The sequence below is a fragment of the Pseudomonas sp. LA5 genome (assembly GCF_028640825.1).
GTDB lineage: Bacteria > Pseudomonadota > Gammaproteobacteria > Pseudomonadales > Pseudomonadaceae > Chryseomonas > Chryseomonas aestiva.
This window is the reverse complement of record NZ_JAQYZY010000024.1, coordinates 261,787-278,170: the sequence shown is the minus strand read 5'-3', so window position 1 is coordinate 278,170 and position 16,384 is coordinate 261,787. Positions and strand designations below refer to the sequence as shown.

Annotated in this window: 12 protein-coding genes; all 12 read right to left on the bottom strand. The window is 60.1% G+C overall.

The window, feature by feature from the left end; all coding sequences use genetic code 11:
- Positions 1-73: 73 nt before the first annotated feature.
- A complete protein-coding gene (locus tag PVZ72_RS06110) occupies positions 74-1,552 on the bottom strand; it encodes a sigma-54 dependent transcriptional regulator (RefSeq protein WP_273861446.1) in 1,479 nt (492 codons plus the stop codon).
- A gap of 164 nt (positions 1,553-1,716) precedes the next feature.
- The gene (locus PVZ72_RS06105) at positions 1,717-2,028 is read right to left on the bottom strand and encodes a flagellar protein FliT (protein WP_133862436.1); all 312 of its coding nucleotides are present in this window, start codon (positions 2,026-2,028) and stop codon (positions 1,717-1,719) included.
- A 14-nt stretch (positions 2,029-2,042) separates the two neighbouring features.
- Entirely contained in the window at positions 2,043-2,423 is a 381-nt protein-coding gene (fliS, locus tag PVZ72_RS06100; protein ID WP_026083956.1) for a flagellar export chaperone FliS, read from the bottom strand.
- Positions 2,424-2,517: 94 nt separating this feature from the next.
- Positions 2,518-3,975, bottom strand: a complete 1,458-nt coding sequence (gene fliD / locus PVZ72_RS06095; protein ID WP_273861445.1) for a flagellar filament capping protein FliD — start codon at positions 3,973-3,975, stop codon at positions 2,518-2,520.
- A gap of 71 nt (positions 3,976-4,046) precedes the next feature.
- Positions 4,047-4,436 (bottom strand): flagellar protein FlaG, encoded by a 390-nt coding sequence (locus tag PVZ72_RS06090; protein WP_273861444.1) that lies wholly within the window; start codon positions 4,434-4,436, stop codon positions 4,047-4,049.
- Positions 4,437-4,508: 72 nt separating this feature from the next.
- Positions 4,509-5,945 carry a flagellin gene (locus PVZ72_RS06085; RefSeq protein WP_273861443.1) on the bottom strand — a complete coding sequence of 479 codons (1,437 nt, stop codon included), beginning with the start codon at positions 5,943-5,945 and terminating at the stop codon, positions 4,509-4,511.
- Positions 5,946-6,270: 325 nt separating this feature from the next.
- Positions 6,271-8,898 carry a hypothetical protein gene (locus tag PVZ72_RS06080; protein WP_273861442.1) on the bottom strand — a complete coding sequence of 876 codons (2,628 nt, stop codon included), beginning with the start codon at positions 8,896-8,898 and terminating at the stop codon, positions 6,271-6,273.
- A gap of 282 nt (positions 8,899-9,180) precedes the next feature.
- Positions 9,181-12,666: a hypothetical protein gene (locus tag PVZ72_RS06075; protein ID WP_273861441.1), complete on the bottom strand. Its 3,486-nt coding sequence runs from the start codon at positions 12,664-12,666 to the stop codon at positions 9,181-9,183.
- On the bottom strand, positions 12,663-13,850 hold the full coding sequence (rffA, locus tag PVZ72_RS06070; RefSeq protein ID WP_183629122.1) for a dTDP-4-amino-4,6-dideoxygalactose transaminase: 1,188 nt from the start codon (positions 13,848-13,850) through the stop codon (positions 12,663-12,665). The genes PVZ72_RS06075 and rffA overlap by 4 nt, the downstream gene beginning before the upstream one ends.
- A 125-nt stretch (positions 13,851-13,975) precedes the next feature.
- Positions 13,976-14,782 carry a phytanoyl-CoA dioxygenase family protein gene (locus tag PVZ72_RS06065; protein ID WP_273861440.1) on the bottom strand — a complete coding sequence of 269 codons (807 nt, stop codon included), beginning with the start codon at positions 14,780-14,782 and terminating at the stop codon, positions 13,976-13,978.
- Between the two features lie 6 nt (positions 14,783-14,788).
- Positions 14,789-15,706 (bottom strand): hypothetical protein, encoded by a 918-nt coding sequence (locus PVZ72_RS06060; RefSeq protein WP_273861439.1) that lies wholly within the window; start codon positions 15,704-15,706, stop codon positions 14,789-14,791.
- Entirely contained in the window at positions 15,699-16,376 is a 678-nt protein-coding gene (locus PVZ72_RS06055) for an acetyltransferase (RefSeq protein ID WP_183629117.1), read from the bottom strand. The genes PVZ72_RS06060 and PVZ72_RS06055 overlap by 8 nt, the downstream gene beginning before the upstream one ends.
- Positions 16,377-16,384 lie beyond the last annotated feature (8 nt).

Below are 16,384 nucleotides of genomic sequence, written 5' to 3'. Positions count from 1 at the left end.
ATGAAGTAGAAGGTGGATGAGGCTACGCCATCATCCACCCTACCCCGATACGCTCAGTACCGCTGAAGGTGCACTAGATCTCTTCGTCGAACTCGTCGTCGCGGCGACCCATGCCGTACTTGCGCATCTTCTCGACCAGGGTGGTGCGACGGATACGCAGCCGCTCGGCGGCACGCGCCACTACGCCACCGGCATCGTCCAGCGCCTGCTGGATGAAGCTCTTTTCCAGGTTGGCCAGGTAGTCCTTGAGATCCAGGCCTTCGCTCGGCAGCAACGCCGAGGAAGACACCTCGAGGGTCCCGATCCCGGCCATGGCCTCGCGCTCCTGCAATTCCTCGCGCAGGGATTCCACCATGGGATCGGCTTCGTCCTCCACGTAGCGGAACTTGAGCGGCAACTCGGCCACGCCGATGACGCCATAGGGATGCATGATTGCCATGCGCTCCACGAGGTTGGCCAGTTCGCGGACATTGCCCGGCCATTCGTGGCGGCACAGCGACATGATCGCTGCGGAGTTGAAGCGGATGGAACCGCGCTTCTCGTGTTCCATCCGGGCGATCAGTTCGTTGATCAGCAGCGGAATGTCTTCGCCCCGCTCGCGCAGCGGCGCCATGTCGATGGGAAAGACATTGAGGCGATAGTAGAGGTCTTCGCGGAAGGTGCCCGCGGCGATCATCTGCTCCAGATTCTTGTGGGTCGCTGCGATGATGCGCACGTCCACGCTCTGGGTCTTGTTGCTGCCCACCCGCTCGTAGGTCCGTTCCTGCAGCACGCGCAGCAGCTTGACCTGCATGGGCAGCGGCATGTCACCGATCTCGTCGAGGAACAGGGTGCCGGTGTTGGCCAATTCGAAGCGTCCGGCGCGGCTGGTGATGGCACCGGTGAAGGCGCCCTTCTCATGGCCGAACAATTCGCTTTCTAGCAACTCGGCGGGGATGGCGCCGCAGTTGACCGGCACGAAGGGTGCCTCGCGGCGCTTGGAGTGGAAGTGCAGATTGCGCGCCACCACCTCCTTGCCGGTACCCGATTCGCCGAGAATGAGCACCGTGGCCTCGGTATCGGCCACCTGCTGCATCATCTTGCGCACGCCTTGAATGGCGCGGCTGGTACCCACCAGGCTGCGGAACAACTCGGGCTCGCGCTGACGCCCGCGATCCCGGGCCTGGTCGTACATCTCGCGATAGACCTGGGCGCGGTGCAGGGAGTCCAGCAGCTTGTTGTAGGCCAGCGGATACTGGAGAGAAACCAGCACGCGGCGGCGAACGTCATCTGGCCACTCCGGCTGCGCTGATTCGCCCAGCAGCAGCAGCGGGACCATCTCGTCCCAGGCGACGACCTGCTTGAGCAGCTCGACGCTGTTGCCGCGGCTGTCGACGCGGCCGACCAGCACACAGCTGACCTGGCGACTGCTGTCGAGCGCTTCGAGGGAGGGTTGCCAATCGGAACTGGTACAGGCGAGGTGATCTTCGCCGAGAAAATCGAGAATGACCGATACCGCCTTGCGCCGCTCGGCTTCATCGTCGATCAGAAGGATCTTGGTTTCACGCCACATGTCCCTGCCCCAATTCGGCTTGTCGGTTCGCTACGCGCAGGTGTCGCCTGCATCCAAGTGCCAACTGGTCGGCATCTTGCGCAAGTTAAGACAAATTGTGATGCGGGGTCAATTTTATGGCGGCGAAATATTCAAACTTTGAATTACTGTCCAACAGATGACAGTCAACCGAACAGTTGATAGACCTTGGCGGCCTGATTCGACTTGTTGAGCTTGGTCAGCTCCTGGGCGGTGGCGTCCCGCTCTGCCTTGCAGCCTTGCAGCAGGGAGGCATAGAGGGCAAGGAGACGCTCGAGACTGGCACGTAGGGCTACGGCCTCGTCGCCCGTGGCATACATGGCTTCGTCGACGAACAGCCGGCAATCCAGATCCAGCTCGGCGATCCGCGTCCAGTCTCCGGCCTTGAGCGCAGCGGCCATCTGCTCATAGACGAGCTCGACGCGTTCCACCGGGGTCTTTTGCATGGCGACGTTCATCGGTCGACTCCAGATCAGGGGGCAATGGCATCCCAGCCGGATTTGATCTCGCGGATCAGGCCGGATACTTCTTCCAGGATAACAGGATCATTGTTGCGGTTGGCTTCGCTGAGCCGGCGGATCATATAGTCATACAGACGATCCAGGTTTGTGGCGAGCTCGCCACCCTGCTCGAAATCTAGAACGTCCTTCAAGCCGGCGATGATGGATACCGCCTTGCCGATCAGCTCGCCCTTCTCCGGCAGCCAACCGCGTTCCAGGGCACCTTGCGCCTTGGCCAGACGATCCAGGGCGCCCTGCATGAGCATCTGGATCAGCTGATGGGGACTGGCTTCAAACACCTGCGCCTGCAGGCCGACCTGCTGGTACTGGCGCATGGCTGTCATTGCGTTCATGTCACGACCTCTATGTGTTTCCGATACTTTGTTTATCGGTCATGACGCGAAGAACTTGACCCCTTTATCGACCGGATTGGCCGAATCCGCCCACTCAGCTCTTGTTGGCGAAGGGCATGGCCGCCAGCTGCTGGGACAGCGAGGACGCGGTGCTCGACAACGACGAGTACAGCTGGTCCATGGTGTTGTATTGCTTGTAAAGACGGTCGGAGAGCGCGGTCATCCGGGTATTTAGCGTCGCGGTCTGGGCGTCGACCTTTTTCAGGGTATCGCTCAGGGAATTCGAACGCTGCTCGAGAATGCCATTGGTCATGGTATAGGGATCGAGCTTACCCTTGAGGCGCGCCGCAATCCCCTGGTCGCCGGTGAAGAAACCAGACAGGTCACTGAAATTGGAGCTGACCATCTTGCTGAGCTTGGTATCGTCCACGGCCAGGGTGCCATCTTTCTGGGTGGTGATGCCCAGGTCGGCCAGCGCCTTGACGGCGCCCGTCCCCTGCAGGGTGCCAAGTTCGTTGCGGATGGTGGTCGTAAGGCCGCGAGCAGTCGCATCCCCCACCAGCGCAGCCGCGATGGGCGAACTGTTGTCCCCGACCTTCGTCACCGAGGTCTGGGTCTTGATAACGCCCATGAGCTTGTTGTAGGAATCGACGAATTTCTGAATGTTGCCCTTGACCCCCGACTCGTCCTGGCTGACGCCGACGGTCATGGGACTGTCCGCCGGGGTGGTGGCCTTGAGGGTGAAGCTCAGGCCATCGACCGCATTGCTCACCGTGTTCGAGGCACTGGTGACCTTCAGCCCATCGATGGTCATCTGGGCGCTCTTGGCTTTCGTGAGCGAATGGGCGGCAGCAGGATCAGTCGAGTCAGTGTTGCTCGGCGTGTAGGCCAGCTTGGTCAGACTCTGCTTGCCCGAACCGTCGTCACCACTCACCGCTACCGAGATATCGTTACCGTCGCCGGTCTTGGTGCTGCTCAGTACCAGTCGCGAACCCGAGTCGTCATTGACTACACTGGCACTGAGGCCCTGGCTCTGTCCGGCCTTGTTGATGGCATCGCGAATACCACTCAGAGTGTTGTTGGTGGCATCGACCTTGATATCGGCCAAGGCGGTATTACCAACCTTGATGCTGAGCGTGCCCTGGCCGAAGGTGGTGGGAGACGTCGTAGAGGTCTTGTTGTCGCTGGCAGTGGTGGTGAAAGTGGCTGGCACGGATGCCAGGGCCACTTTGCTGCTGCCCGCCAGTTGAGTGACGGCGACCTGATAGCTCCCGACGCTGGCGCTGGTACTGGCCGTTGCCGTGAGGTAGTCGCTCTTCGACAGGGTGACGGCGCGCGCCTGGAAGCTGGTGGGGCTGTTAAGCGTGGTCAGCGCGGTCTGGAATTCACTGATAGCGCCCTTCAGGGAACCGATCGCGGTCAGCTGCGCGGTCGCCTTGCTTTGCGTCGCGTTCAACTGATCCTGCTTGGGTGCCTTTTCGGCGGCCACCATCTTGGTGACGATGGAATCGATGTCCAGTCCCGATCCGCCAATCCCGCTGATACCTGCCATGTGTCTATCCCCCTGCCAACGTTACGTCGTCGCCCCTGCGCTCAGTCAGTCTGATTCAAGTTCCGCGCCAACTAAGCTTCGGCCTTGAACATCAGGCTGCGCATTTCATCCAGCTGCTTGGCCAGCTTGAGCACTTCCTCGCTGGGCATCTGCCGGATGAGCTTGCCGGATTCGCCGTCCAGCACCTTGACCACTACCTCGCCGGTGGAGTCATCGATACTGAAATCCAGGTTGCGGTGGTCTTCCTGGAATTTCGACTTCAGCTTGGACAGGGCGCCATCCATGTTGCTTTCTTCCGGCTTCTCGGCCTTGTCACCGTCAGCCTTGCTGGCCTGGGAAACCGGCTTGATCGTGGAGTCCGCCGTGGGCGCCGAAGCACTGAAGGACGTTGCGGCCGCAGGGCTCGATTGAGCGCTATAGGGCCTTACCGCTGAAAAACCCGTTGTCTTGACGATGTCCATTGTAATGTCCTCACAACGCATGAAAGGGAGAAGGGGCGTCCCCCTTCTCCCTGCCTAGACCGATCTCCGCCCTTACTGGAGCAGGCTGAGAACCGACTGCGGCAGCTGCTTGGCCTGGGCCAGGATCGCGGTACCGGCCTGTTGCAGCACCTGGTTCTTCGACAGGTTCGCGGTTTCCGCGGCGTAGTCGGTGTCCTTGATGCGGCTACGGGCGGAGGTGGCGTTCTCCGAGATGTTGGTCAGGTTGCTGATGGTGTTGTCGAAGCGGTTCTGCACCGCACCGAGGTCAGCGCGCTGGGAGTCGATGTTGGCCAGGGCCTGGTCGATCACGGACAGGGCTTTCTGGGCACCGTCGGCGGTGGAGATGTCGACGTTGGAAACCTGGCTAAGTGTCGACTTGTTAGCGCCGAACAATTGGGCGGTGTCACCGGTCATCGCGAAGGTCGTAGGCGAGTCCAGCTTGACGTAACCCATAGCTTGGCCGCCGTTGGCCCGGATATCGACCGCAGGAGTGCTGAAGGAGCCGTCGGACTTCTGCGAGGATACGCTGATGGCGCCTGCAGCGTTGCCGGTATCCTTGCCGAAGGTTACGTTTTCCCCAGTAGCAGAGGTAATCGTCAACTTCTGGAGTTGACTATCGTAGTTGGCAGTGACGCCCAGCTTGGCGGCGTTGGCATTGATCTGGTCAGCCATGTCCTTGGTGCTGGCCACACCGACCAGGTTCAAGGAGTTGCTACCCACGGTCATGGTCATGTTGGCCGCACCGCTGGAGATGCTGTCGGTCACAGTCAGCACGGTGCGCGCCGAGGCCGCCAGACCGGGAATCTGGCCATTCATTTTGCCAGCGATGGTCTTCGCAGAGTCGCCTGCAGAATAATCCACAGGCTGGCTCTTGCCCCCGCCCACCAAGGTAACGGTGCCACCGGAAGCCAGGGCATTGCCACTACCTGCAACGACACTACCTGCGGAGGTACTGGCACCAGAGCCCACCTGGTTGGAACCCAGGGCCGTCGCCGAGGTGTCCTTCAGGGTGACGTCGATGGTTTCGTAGGCATTGGCGCCGATCTGGAAGCTGGTGGTGCCGAAGGAGCCGTCCAGCAGCTTGCGGCCACCGAAGGTGGTGGTCTGGGCGATACGGGTCAGTTCGTTCTGCTGCGCGGTCACTTCTTTCTGCAGAGCAGAACGGTCGGCGTCGCTGTTGGAGCCGTTGGCGGACTGCACGGCCAGATCGCGGATACGCTGCAGGATGTTGGTGGACTGCTGCATGGCGCCTTCAGCGGTCTGCGACAGGGAGATACCGTCGTTAGCGTTGCGAGTCGCCTGGTTCAAACCGTTGATCTGGTTGGTCAGACGGTTGGAGATCTGCAGACCGGCGGCGTCGTCCTTGGCGCTGTTGATACGGCTACCGGTGGACAGGCGCTGCATGGAGGTAGCCAGCGAGCTGGACGCGTTCTGCAGGTTACGCTGAGTGTTCAGGGAAGGGATGTTGGTATTGACGGTAAGTGCCATGGTGGCGTCTCCAGTTGAACCTTGTGTGCCTGAGCATGCGAATGGGACCTGCTTGCTCAGACGCCCCTGTATTTCGCATTCAAGATATTTATCGGTACCTGCCGTCAAACCTTTAGGATTTTTCCGCGATTTTCTTCAGCAGAAGCTTGACAGGTGGTGACATACCGATTCGTGCATACTGGTTATCGACCGAACCCGTAAATTATTTAGCCCCTTAGCGACGCTCACCCTGGCGGATCGGGTTACAAGGGACGCATCCGCCTACACACTCACGCCTCGCAGCTTCTTGGTAGCGGCAACGAGCTCGTATGAGGCCGTGCTCCAGTCAGTCAGGCAACCAGGCCGCTCGCCATGCCTCGAGATTTCTTCCCTCAAGCATCCAATCACGATGAATGTGCTGGCGAAGGCTGGCCCCCAATGCACGGGCCCCCTCGATATCGGCCAGATGATCGCGAATAGCAGCTAGCCAGTCTTTATATCTATTGCGTACCAGGGTCACGGGAAGACCGCACCTATAGGGCTCTATGTCAGTAGCTACAACGGGGAAACCACAGGCGCCGAGCTCCAACAGCCGCAAATTGCTCTTGCACTCATTGAAGGCGTTGATTTCGAGCGGGGCGATGGCTAGATCCAAATCGAGACTGGCGAGCTTCGCGGGAAATTCCTCGATTTCGACTCCATAATGGAATTCATGAGGTGGCGCACCCGGTGGGCTCATACCAAGAAACACCCACTCCACCTCGTCGGCCAAGGCCTTCATGACATCCACCACGATCTGCAGATCTCCTGTATGACTGGTGCCGCCTGCCCAACCGACCCTTGGGCGACCTTCGCGCCGCTTGCCTTGTAGTTCTCCCCACCAAGGGACAGGCAATCGATTGGGAACAACGCGAATGTCCGCATTAAATCCGCGCATCGCCTCAGCCAAGGGTTCCGTGGAGACCGTCATTCGATCCGCGATGGCTAATCCGTTACGCAGAGCTCTCGCGACCTGGGAAGGCTGGAAAGACTCACGATGTATGCTTTTGAGCGGGAGGTTACCCAGTAGATCGTCCAGGTCGTATACGAGAAAGGACGAGGTATAGCGCTTGATAGCCTGCATTTCCTCGATCTGCGGCACGGAGAGCTGGCGCTGTACGATGATGCTGTCTGCCTGAATGCGTCCCTGGTTGGCTGCGTGCAAGTAGCGGAACTGCACGTTGGAATCGATCTGCAGGGCGGCTTCCATCGCTCGCTGCGGCTGGATCAACCGGTAGTGACCGCAGCCCCAGCGATCGCCGGGCATGACCTGGATTACCGGCAGCGGACGCCAGGACAGTGGTCGCCATAAGTTTTCGGGTGCGACTTCCACTGCGAAATCCGCCTTGTCCAGAGCTAGACTTGGGTTATAGGCGGGATCATTGGCCAGGACGGGTAGCCACTGCTCGTAGAGTCTCGACTCGGCCCGCGTCCACGCCGACACCTCTGGGCTCTGCTCCGACTCCCAACCGAGACGGGCGTGGGGCGTCCAGACCACAAGATAGCCGGCCTGACCAACCTTGAGACAGAACTCGACATCGGCGAACGGCTGGGTGGCGAAGGAACCGCAATCAGGGATGGCATGAAATATCTCCGCCCGCACCAATAGACAACGACCGCTCACGGCACTGAAGTTTTGCACCACCTGCTGCCGGTAGAGATAGCCTGCGCGGTCATCGGGTTCACCCAGGAAGAGGCTGCTGGCAGGACCACGCAGTCCGAGTACCAGCCCGGCCATGGCTACTCTGCCCTCACGATCCAGAAGCTTGGCGCCTACCACCCCGACCTCCGGGCGTCGCGCCTGATTGACCAGCTCATCCAGCCAAGAGGCCTTGATGCTGAGACAACCTGCACTGAGCCAGAGCAGGTATTCGCCCTTGGCAGCCCGAGCCAGGGCCTGAGCTCCGTCAGCGGGGATGACCCGCAAATGCTCCAAGCCCAGCGTCACCAGCTCGTCTAGCCAGCAGCCGGTATCGACCGCGACGTTCGAAGGCCGCCCGACAAGGATCTCGTAACGTGGATAGGCGGTGCCTCCCAAGACAGACTCCAGGCAGCGACCCAGCTCTTCGAGCGAACCCCTGGCTTCAATCAAAATGGAAACCAGCGGTTGGTGATCGCTCTGGTAGTGAATACGGCTGACACATGGAAGAGCACCAGCGCTGATCTCCGCCTGCACACCCAGGCGCGCCAGGTGCGCGCGGACGATGCCATGGGTCGCCGCCGGTTCGCACTGTTGCAGCCAGTCGGGAAAGGTCTGTCGCGAGTGGTGGAATACTTCGGGTAGATGGGCGATGGCCGTGACACCCTGGCGCTCGACCACCTGCAGCAACACGTCTTGGACCAGTGCCACGCCAGGCGCGGTGACGCTGGATGAGGACGCCAGCAACGCCTCGCGACTCATGGCCAGCAGAGAGCCGGTGTAGGGATAGCTGCGTAGCAGATCGAGATTGAAGCCAGGTCTGAAGATCGGACACTCGAGACCACTATCGGCAAGATGATCTTCGTCGCAATAGCAAGCATGTATGCCACCGGAGACAAGGATACGCTCAGCCAAACGCAACAATGTTTCGGGCTCTAGGTGGCTACCCGCTGGAAGCTTCAGCGACCAGTGCGCCTCACTGCTCGCCAGCGCTTCCTGCCAGTCCGACAGCTCGTTGGCCGAAGCCACCACCAATGCGGTACTGAAGTTGGGATAATGCTGCTCAGCCAGCGATGCCAGGGTAGAGCTGGCTTCCGTCGGACTGCCGACGATCACTACCAAGAAATGCAGCTGAGCATTTTGGATCAGTGCCTGGCGATAGATTTCAAGGCGCGTCGCGCTGGAGCGCCGATCAGCCAGCCACTGCGCATGGCTCCGATCAACCTCAGCCGCCGTAGGCACCTCACCCGAATCGGTATCGGCATTACAGAACACATTGGCGGGTGAGCCCGTCATCTTGAGACCTCTTGCTGGTTAGCTTCTGCTCCAGTCAAGAAATCGGCAGCAGAAGGTGGATGGCCGAGACAAGCAAGAAGCTAACCAAACTCGAACCCCAAGCTTCCGGGTCGGCACTGCGACACAATCGCAAGGAAACCCCCTGAAGGCCGGCCCTCGCCTTGGGGATCTAGGTTGTCAAAGGCCGGCAGCGCAGCCCCTGGTACTACAAAGATAGGCACGTCCGCCAAGGCTCGAGAGTAGAAGGAGGCTAAGCACCTGCCAGTGGCGGGCTAACATCTCCTAGCCTGGCAACCAGTCTCGTTTCCAACTTCTCAAATTGGCACCCTCCAATAGCCAGTCACGTTGCACGGCTTCTCGCAGCCGCTGCCCCTGGATGAAGGCCGCGTCCAAATCCACCAGATGAGCGCGGATCGCCTCCAGCCATTGCGTCGGCTCGTTGGCGACCCGTTGTACAGGGAGGTCTCCCCGGTATGGCGCGATATCCGATGCAATCACCGGATAGCCACAGGCTCCCATCTCCAATAGGCGCAGGTTGCTCTTACACTCGTTGAAATCGTTCGCCAGCAAGGGCGCAAGCGCGATGTCGAGGTCGAGACCTGCGAGCTTCCCTGGATAATCCTCAATCGGCACGGGAGCGTGGAACTCGTCGATCTTGGCCACTGCGGGCCGGATTCCGAGGAATACCCATTCGACCTCCTGCCCGAGTGTCTGTATCACTTCCTCGATTATCGCCAAATCCAGCCTATGACCAGCGTTGCCGGCAAAACCGATCCGTGGCCGCCCTTGGCGTCGCCGATTACTGACAAGGGAGCCCCAATGGGCAGCGGGAAGTCGGGTAGGTACCACGCGTACGTCGTGATGCCGGCCCTCCAGCCGATTCGCCAGCGCAGGGGTAGAGACGACCACACGATCGACGTTGGCGAGTGCTCTTTCCAAGTCGGCAACGGCTGGTGCCCCAGTCGCCGCTCCCTTACCTGCAGCAGGCGAATCGGCGAGCCAATCGTCCATGTCGTAAATGACAAAGGCGTCCGTGGCCCGCCTTAGGGTCTGCAACGCATCCATTTGCAAGGGCTGGTGCTCACGCTGGACGACCACCACGTCAGCTGCGATACCGGCCAACAGTACAGGCGACTTCGGCCGCTCGGTGATGATGCCCTCGATTTCGAGCGCCTGTTCCAATGCTCGGAAGGGTTGCAGCACACGGTAATAAGCACATCCCGCCGACTGACCCGGCACGATCTGGACGACCGGTAGCGGCCGCCACGCCAGGGGTCGCCAAAGATGCTGCGACTGGGTCTCCAGTTCGAAATCCAGGCCCTCACGGCTGAAGTTACGATTGTAAGCAGCATCGTCGACCAGCTTCGGCAGCCATTGTTCGTAGAGCCCCGGAGAGACCTCGTCGAGCATGGCCCCACGATACTCCTGTTCCTGCCAGAGCAATTTCGCGTAGGGCGTCCAAACCAGCAGATAGCCGGCCTGCGTAAGTTTCAGGCTCAACTCGACATCAGCGCCTCGCTGCCCCCAGGCGAGGTCAGCCAGGCCATCGATTTCAGCGAGCGCTGCCTTCTTGAGCAGCAGGCATCTTCCGTCTAGGGCGCTGAGATTCTGGGCAACCTGAAGACGATGCAGATAGCCGCCATTCTGATCGGACTCGCCCCTGAACAGGCAATCGGCAGCACCCCGTAGACCCAGTACCAGCCCGGCCGATACGATGCGGTCGTCGGGCCCGACGAGTTTTGCACCCACCGCCGCGACCTCATCGCGGCGCCCCTGCGCCAGCAGCTCCAGAAGCCAGTCAGGATCTATGGCGAGACAGGCAGCGTCGAGCAGCACGAGGTACTCACCCTCCGCCGATTCAATCGCCTGGCTCAGCGGTGCGCGTACGACCCGGATCAACGGCTCACCCATCGCCTCGATTTCCATCAACCAGGCGCGCAACTCGGGCTCCGCTTGCGATGACTCCACCAGATGGATCTGGTAATTGACGCCGCGCGTCTGTAATAGGCTTTCCAGGCAGCGAGTGACCTGGGACAGCGGCCCGCGGGCATCCACGAGCAAGGACACCAGGGGGTTGCCTGGCCATACCAGGCGGATGCGGTTGACGAACGGCAGACGACAAGACTCCACCTGAGCGGCCAGGCCCAGCCGTTGAAGATGGGCCTGCACGATGCCGCGTCCGACTGAAGGATCGACTTGCTCGGCCAGCCAGGCTGCATAGCTTTGGCGACTGTGATGGAGGATAGCGGAGAGATGACCAATGGCCGTCACCCCATCCCGTTCAACGCTCTGGAATAGAATATCGGTGAAGATGGCTTCGCCAGTACAGGGCACACTGGGGACCGTAACCAGCAGCGCGTCACGACTCACCAGCAACAGCGAGCCCGTATAGTTGTAGCTGCGGAGCAAGTCCAGATTGAAATCCGGCTTGAACACGGGATTGGCAGGCCCCTGGGCGGTCAGCTCGTCCTGGTCGACGTATAGCGCCTTAAGGCGCGGGTTCAGGGAAATGGCTTCGGCCGCCAGCAGTAATAGATCGGTCGCTACCTCATCGCCATTGGGTAGCAGCACGAACCATTGGCAACGACTGGCATGTGCCAGCGCCTGCCATGGCGTCAGGTAGTCCGTCGCTTCCGGCAGGAAGGACGCCTGGGTAAGTGGATAGTGCTGCCGCGCCAGACTGGCCAGGGTCCGTTCGTCCTCCCCTGCTCCACCGAACACCACTACCTCGAAGTGCAGCGGCCGCTCTCCCACCACCAGCGCCTGCTCGTACAGGCGCAGCCGGGTACCCTGCAGCGCACGTTCGCCCAGCCACCGCTGATACTGCTGGTTCAGACGATCAGCGCCCACGTGATGCTCGCTACGTGCCTGAGTGAGTTCGATGAAGCGATCGAGCTGCCGCCAGAAGCCATGTTCGAGCCTCGCATAACGCGCCATGGCATCGGCCAGCCCCCCTTGAGCAACCTCCAGTGCTTGAGGCGCGTCGAACATGGCGAAGCCACCGGAACCTATGTAGCTCTGGTCCAGAAAGGCCTCATCAATGCCTCCTTCCCGCATGAACAGCACCGGACAGCCGCAGAGAATTGCTAGGACACAGGTCATGGACCATTCGTACGTGTAGAGAACCTCAGCGCCTCGGAGCAGCTGCGCCAGCCTGGGCAGGGGAAGCGGCTCGTGCATCGACAATTCCTGGACGTCCAGGGGGAATCGGCTGAAGTCCACCTGATCGAGCGGATAGCGATGGCGATAGAGATAGCGGCCCAGGCGCGTACCGCAACCATTGGCATTGAACAGCACGGTGTTGATGCAAGGGACGTCGAGAAAGCCATCCGCACGCTCGCCGGGATCTCGGACGAGGACCGGGCCGGCATATATCCTCAGGTCGTCGCTGCCTGCCTCCATACCTCGACCGGTCAGGGCACCCTCGAAATTGAGCAGGTAGCGCACCACGACATCTGCGCCAGCCGGGTTACCACTGACCACCTCTGGATAGATAACGATGGGAACCTTGCCCAGTTGTCGATGGCTATCCACCAGTTCCTGGCTCACCCGCGGAGTCTTCAGGTTGGGGTTGACCTGATTGCAGCTCATCACATAGGCATCTCGCCCGTGGATGTTAAGGGTGTGACAGAGGTAATGCAGGCAGGCTACCCCGGCCGAGGAATCGCGGAAATCTGGCGCATAGATGTAATAGGGATGCCCCAGCCCAAGGTGCATTTGGTGGAGCCTGCTGTCTGTCGGCACGCCCGCCATCGATGAGAAACTCATGCGCGGTCCTTCCTGGATTCCACATTGAACAAAGAAAGCGAAGTCGGCCTGTAGAAGCCTGTGACAGCCTCCGTGACTTGCCGTACCTGCTCGTGGGTCAAGTCCGAGAACAAGGGCAGCCTGAGGATGCGATCGGAGATGTCATGGGTGACCGGCAGCTCCCCGGACGCTCGGCCAAAACGTTGGCCGCCGGGAGAGTCGTGCAACGGGACGAAGTGGAACACCGCACTAATACCCAGCGCCTGTAGATGAGCGATCAGCGCCCGCCGCTCTTCGCTGTCCCGGGTGAGAACGAAGAAGATGTGGGCATTGGCCGAGGCATCGCCGCGATAGGTGGGCAGTGTCAGAAACGCATCGCGCTCCAGCGGCAGCAGGGCCTGGTAATAGTATTCGTAAAGCTCCCGACGATGAGCGTTGATCCGCTCGCCATGCTCGAGCTGGGCGAAGAGGAAGGCTGCCGTCAGTTCGCTTGGCAGAAACGATGAACCCATGTCGACCCAGGTGTATTTGTCTACCTCGCCGCGGAAGAACGCCTTACGATTGGTGCCCTTCTGCCAAATGATCTCGGCGCGCTCGATCAGGCTCTCGTCGTTGATCATCAACGCTCCACCCTCGCCAGCGATGATGTTCTTGGTCTCGTGAAAGCTCAGGCAGCCCATGTCGCCTATGGTACCCAGCGACTGGCCTTCGTTCTTGACGAGGATGGCCTGAGCCGCATCCTCGATCAGCCGTAAGCCATGGCGTACGCAGAGGGCCTTGAGCGTGTACATCGCGCAGGATTGACCAGCGTAATGCACCGCGACGACGGCCTTGGTACGCGGTGTGATGGCTGCCTCGACCAGGCGCTCATCGATGTTGAGGGTATCCGGGCGAATATCCACGAATACCGGTACTGCTCCGCGCAGGACGAAGGCATTGGCTGTAGAGACGAAGGTGAACGAAGGCATGATGACTTCGTCTCCGGGACCGATCCCAGCCAGAATCGCGGTCATCTCCAGAGCCGCCGTGCAGGAGTGAGTCAACAGGACCTTCCGGCAACCGAGCTGCTCTTCAAGCAAGGCCTGGCAGCGCTTGGTGAACTCGCCGTCACCAGCAATGGAACCATTCATTACCGCTTGGGCGATGTAGAACAGCTCCTTGCCCATGATGAATGGCTTCGCGAAGGGGATACGCGCTCGTGACATGAGGTCTCCCAGAATGGAGTAGATCGAATGCCACGAGCGGCGCTAGCGCTCTCGAGCTTCCGACATGGAGTCTGCAATGCCTTCGTTGCAAGAACCAGACCCGCCAGTTTTTCGACGCATAGTGTTCAGCCCTGGCCACTCCGGTAAAGGCGATGCTCCGTGGGCTGGTAGTAGTCATCCAGCGAAGCCACCACCCGAGTGTAGTAGCCCAATAGCTGACGACTGCGTTCTGGCAGGCCGTCTAGCAGAGTGGCGTCCAGGGCACGACAATAATCGATCTGCTGTTTTATCCAGGGACGGGTGAACTGGTGATTGATCGCCAGACGATCACGGCTACTGCGGTTGGTCCCCGCCGCGTGCCACAACGTCGAATCGAACACGATGGCATCGCCGGCGGCACAGATCACAGGCCGCGCCCAACGCCGGCAGAACTCTTCCAAAGGAGCTATCTCGCGCTGATGAGTTGCAGGAACCACTAGGGTCGCGCCATTTTCTGCGGTGAAGGCGTCGATGGCGATCATGACGTTCAGCGATGCCCGATAACCGTTGAGATAGCGCGGGAAGTCCTGATGGAAACGATACTGGAAGACATCCGCGTCAGGCTCGCTGGTAGGCGGCAGCAGCAAGCCATTCTGCAGGTGAAGAATGGCTGTGCTCCCCATGAGTTCATCTACAAGCGTGAGCAGGATGGGCAACTCCAACAGCTCGGTGAAGACCGGATCGAACCTCATCATCAGCCGTAGGACGCCCACTTCCCTGGCTCTTTCCAGGCGAAACCGCCCCACCTCTTCCTCGATTCGATCCCGCACCCTGTAGAGACCTTCGCTCATGCGCGCTAGCAACCGTGGGGGGACCACGGCAGGCACGACAGCGTACCCCTGGGTATCAAGTAGAATCTTGAGCTCGTCGATGTCGAGCGTGCTTGTTTTCATGGGCGATTACTCTTCCAGACGCGCCAGACCGAACCCGTGACGACCATAGCCGTTACCGTTGTACAGCATGTAGAGGACGCCTTCAGCCGCGAAAACGCAGGGATAGGTCTGGCTCTCACCCTCCCATGCGCCGACCGGTCCAAGCCAATGGAGTCGCTGGTCCAGCCGTTCCCAGTTCGTTCCATCAGCTGATTCGGCATACCCCAGCCGATACCCCTGGGACGACCGAATGGCGTACCAGAGCCGGTACCGGCCCTGAGGGTCGATCAGGACGCAGGGTCGGGAAAGGCCCAGCTCGCCCTCACGCAACGGCAACACCACCGCGCCCGAGCGTTGCCAGGAAAGGCCATCCACCGACTCGGCATACTTGATGACGTGCTGCATGCTTTCTGGCTGGGCTCCCCAGGCGAGGTTCGAGCCGTACCACATACGCCAGCGGGAATGCTGGGCGTCCCACAGCACCCAGGGATAGGAAAGGGAAAAGGGATCAGCTTCGCTGCGGTCGAGAATGGGTACTCGTCCTACCCGCTCGAGGAGATACTCCCCCTGGCCACGGGCGAGCCCGATGAAGTTGCGCCAAGGGACGCTGACACTCAGGTTCCAGCCGACATAAAAGCACCACAGCTCCGCGTCACGGACGACGATATTGCCCAGCGAAACGCCATCCTCGTCAAAATGTCCTTCTTTGCCAGGGAGAAGCACCGGGTGTTCGCTTAACGAGATCACCTCATTTGTGGCAAGCCGCCAGTCCAGCCAGGCAATTCCGGAGCGCCTACGCTCATCACGGAAGTTGAAGTAAATCCGGTACAGGTCGGAATGGGGAAGTTTTATCGCTTGGGGATTGGCGGCATGGCTGAATAGCCAGGAACGCTGCCGATCCGGAACGAACACTGATCCGAGCCGACGCCAGCGCTGTTCACTCATGCTCGACCTTGAAGTAGCGCTTGGCTCCAGCAACATTGGTGGCGGCGACGCCCTTCGCGATCTGATCGGTGGCGACGCTGCGGGTGACCAGCGCACCGGCTCCCACCAGAACATCGTCGGCCAAAGCGACATCATTGACCAACGTTGCATTGACTCCGATGAACTGGTGATCGCCGATCCGGCAATTGCCGGAAATCACTGCCTGGGACGCGACGAACACGTGGTTGCCAATGACCGAATGGTGACCTATGTGGTTACCGCTCCACAGTACTACGTTGTCGCCCAAGGTCACGAACGGTTGCACCGTATTGTTCTCAAAGATGAAGCAATGCTCACCAACTACCACATTACGCCATACAAAAGCATTGGAACTGATATAACTCGCCGCTAGGAAGCCCATGGCCTTGGCTTCTCTATAGAAACGTTCGCGGGTGCGATTCAACTGGCCGTACGTGATGGCAGCGTAGAAGTGAGGCCGGGTAGCAGTATCGGAAAAATATTCGGTCAGCCTATCAAAGGGAATGACCGGCAAACCGAACTTCTCCGAGCTGCGCAAATAGTCCTGATCGACGCTGAACGCAACGACATGGTACGAAGAATCATGAGTAAAGTATTCATAGGCTATATCAGCGAACAGCCCGTCGCCGATGATGACCAACGGAATCTCCATGCGTCACA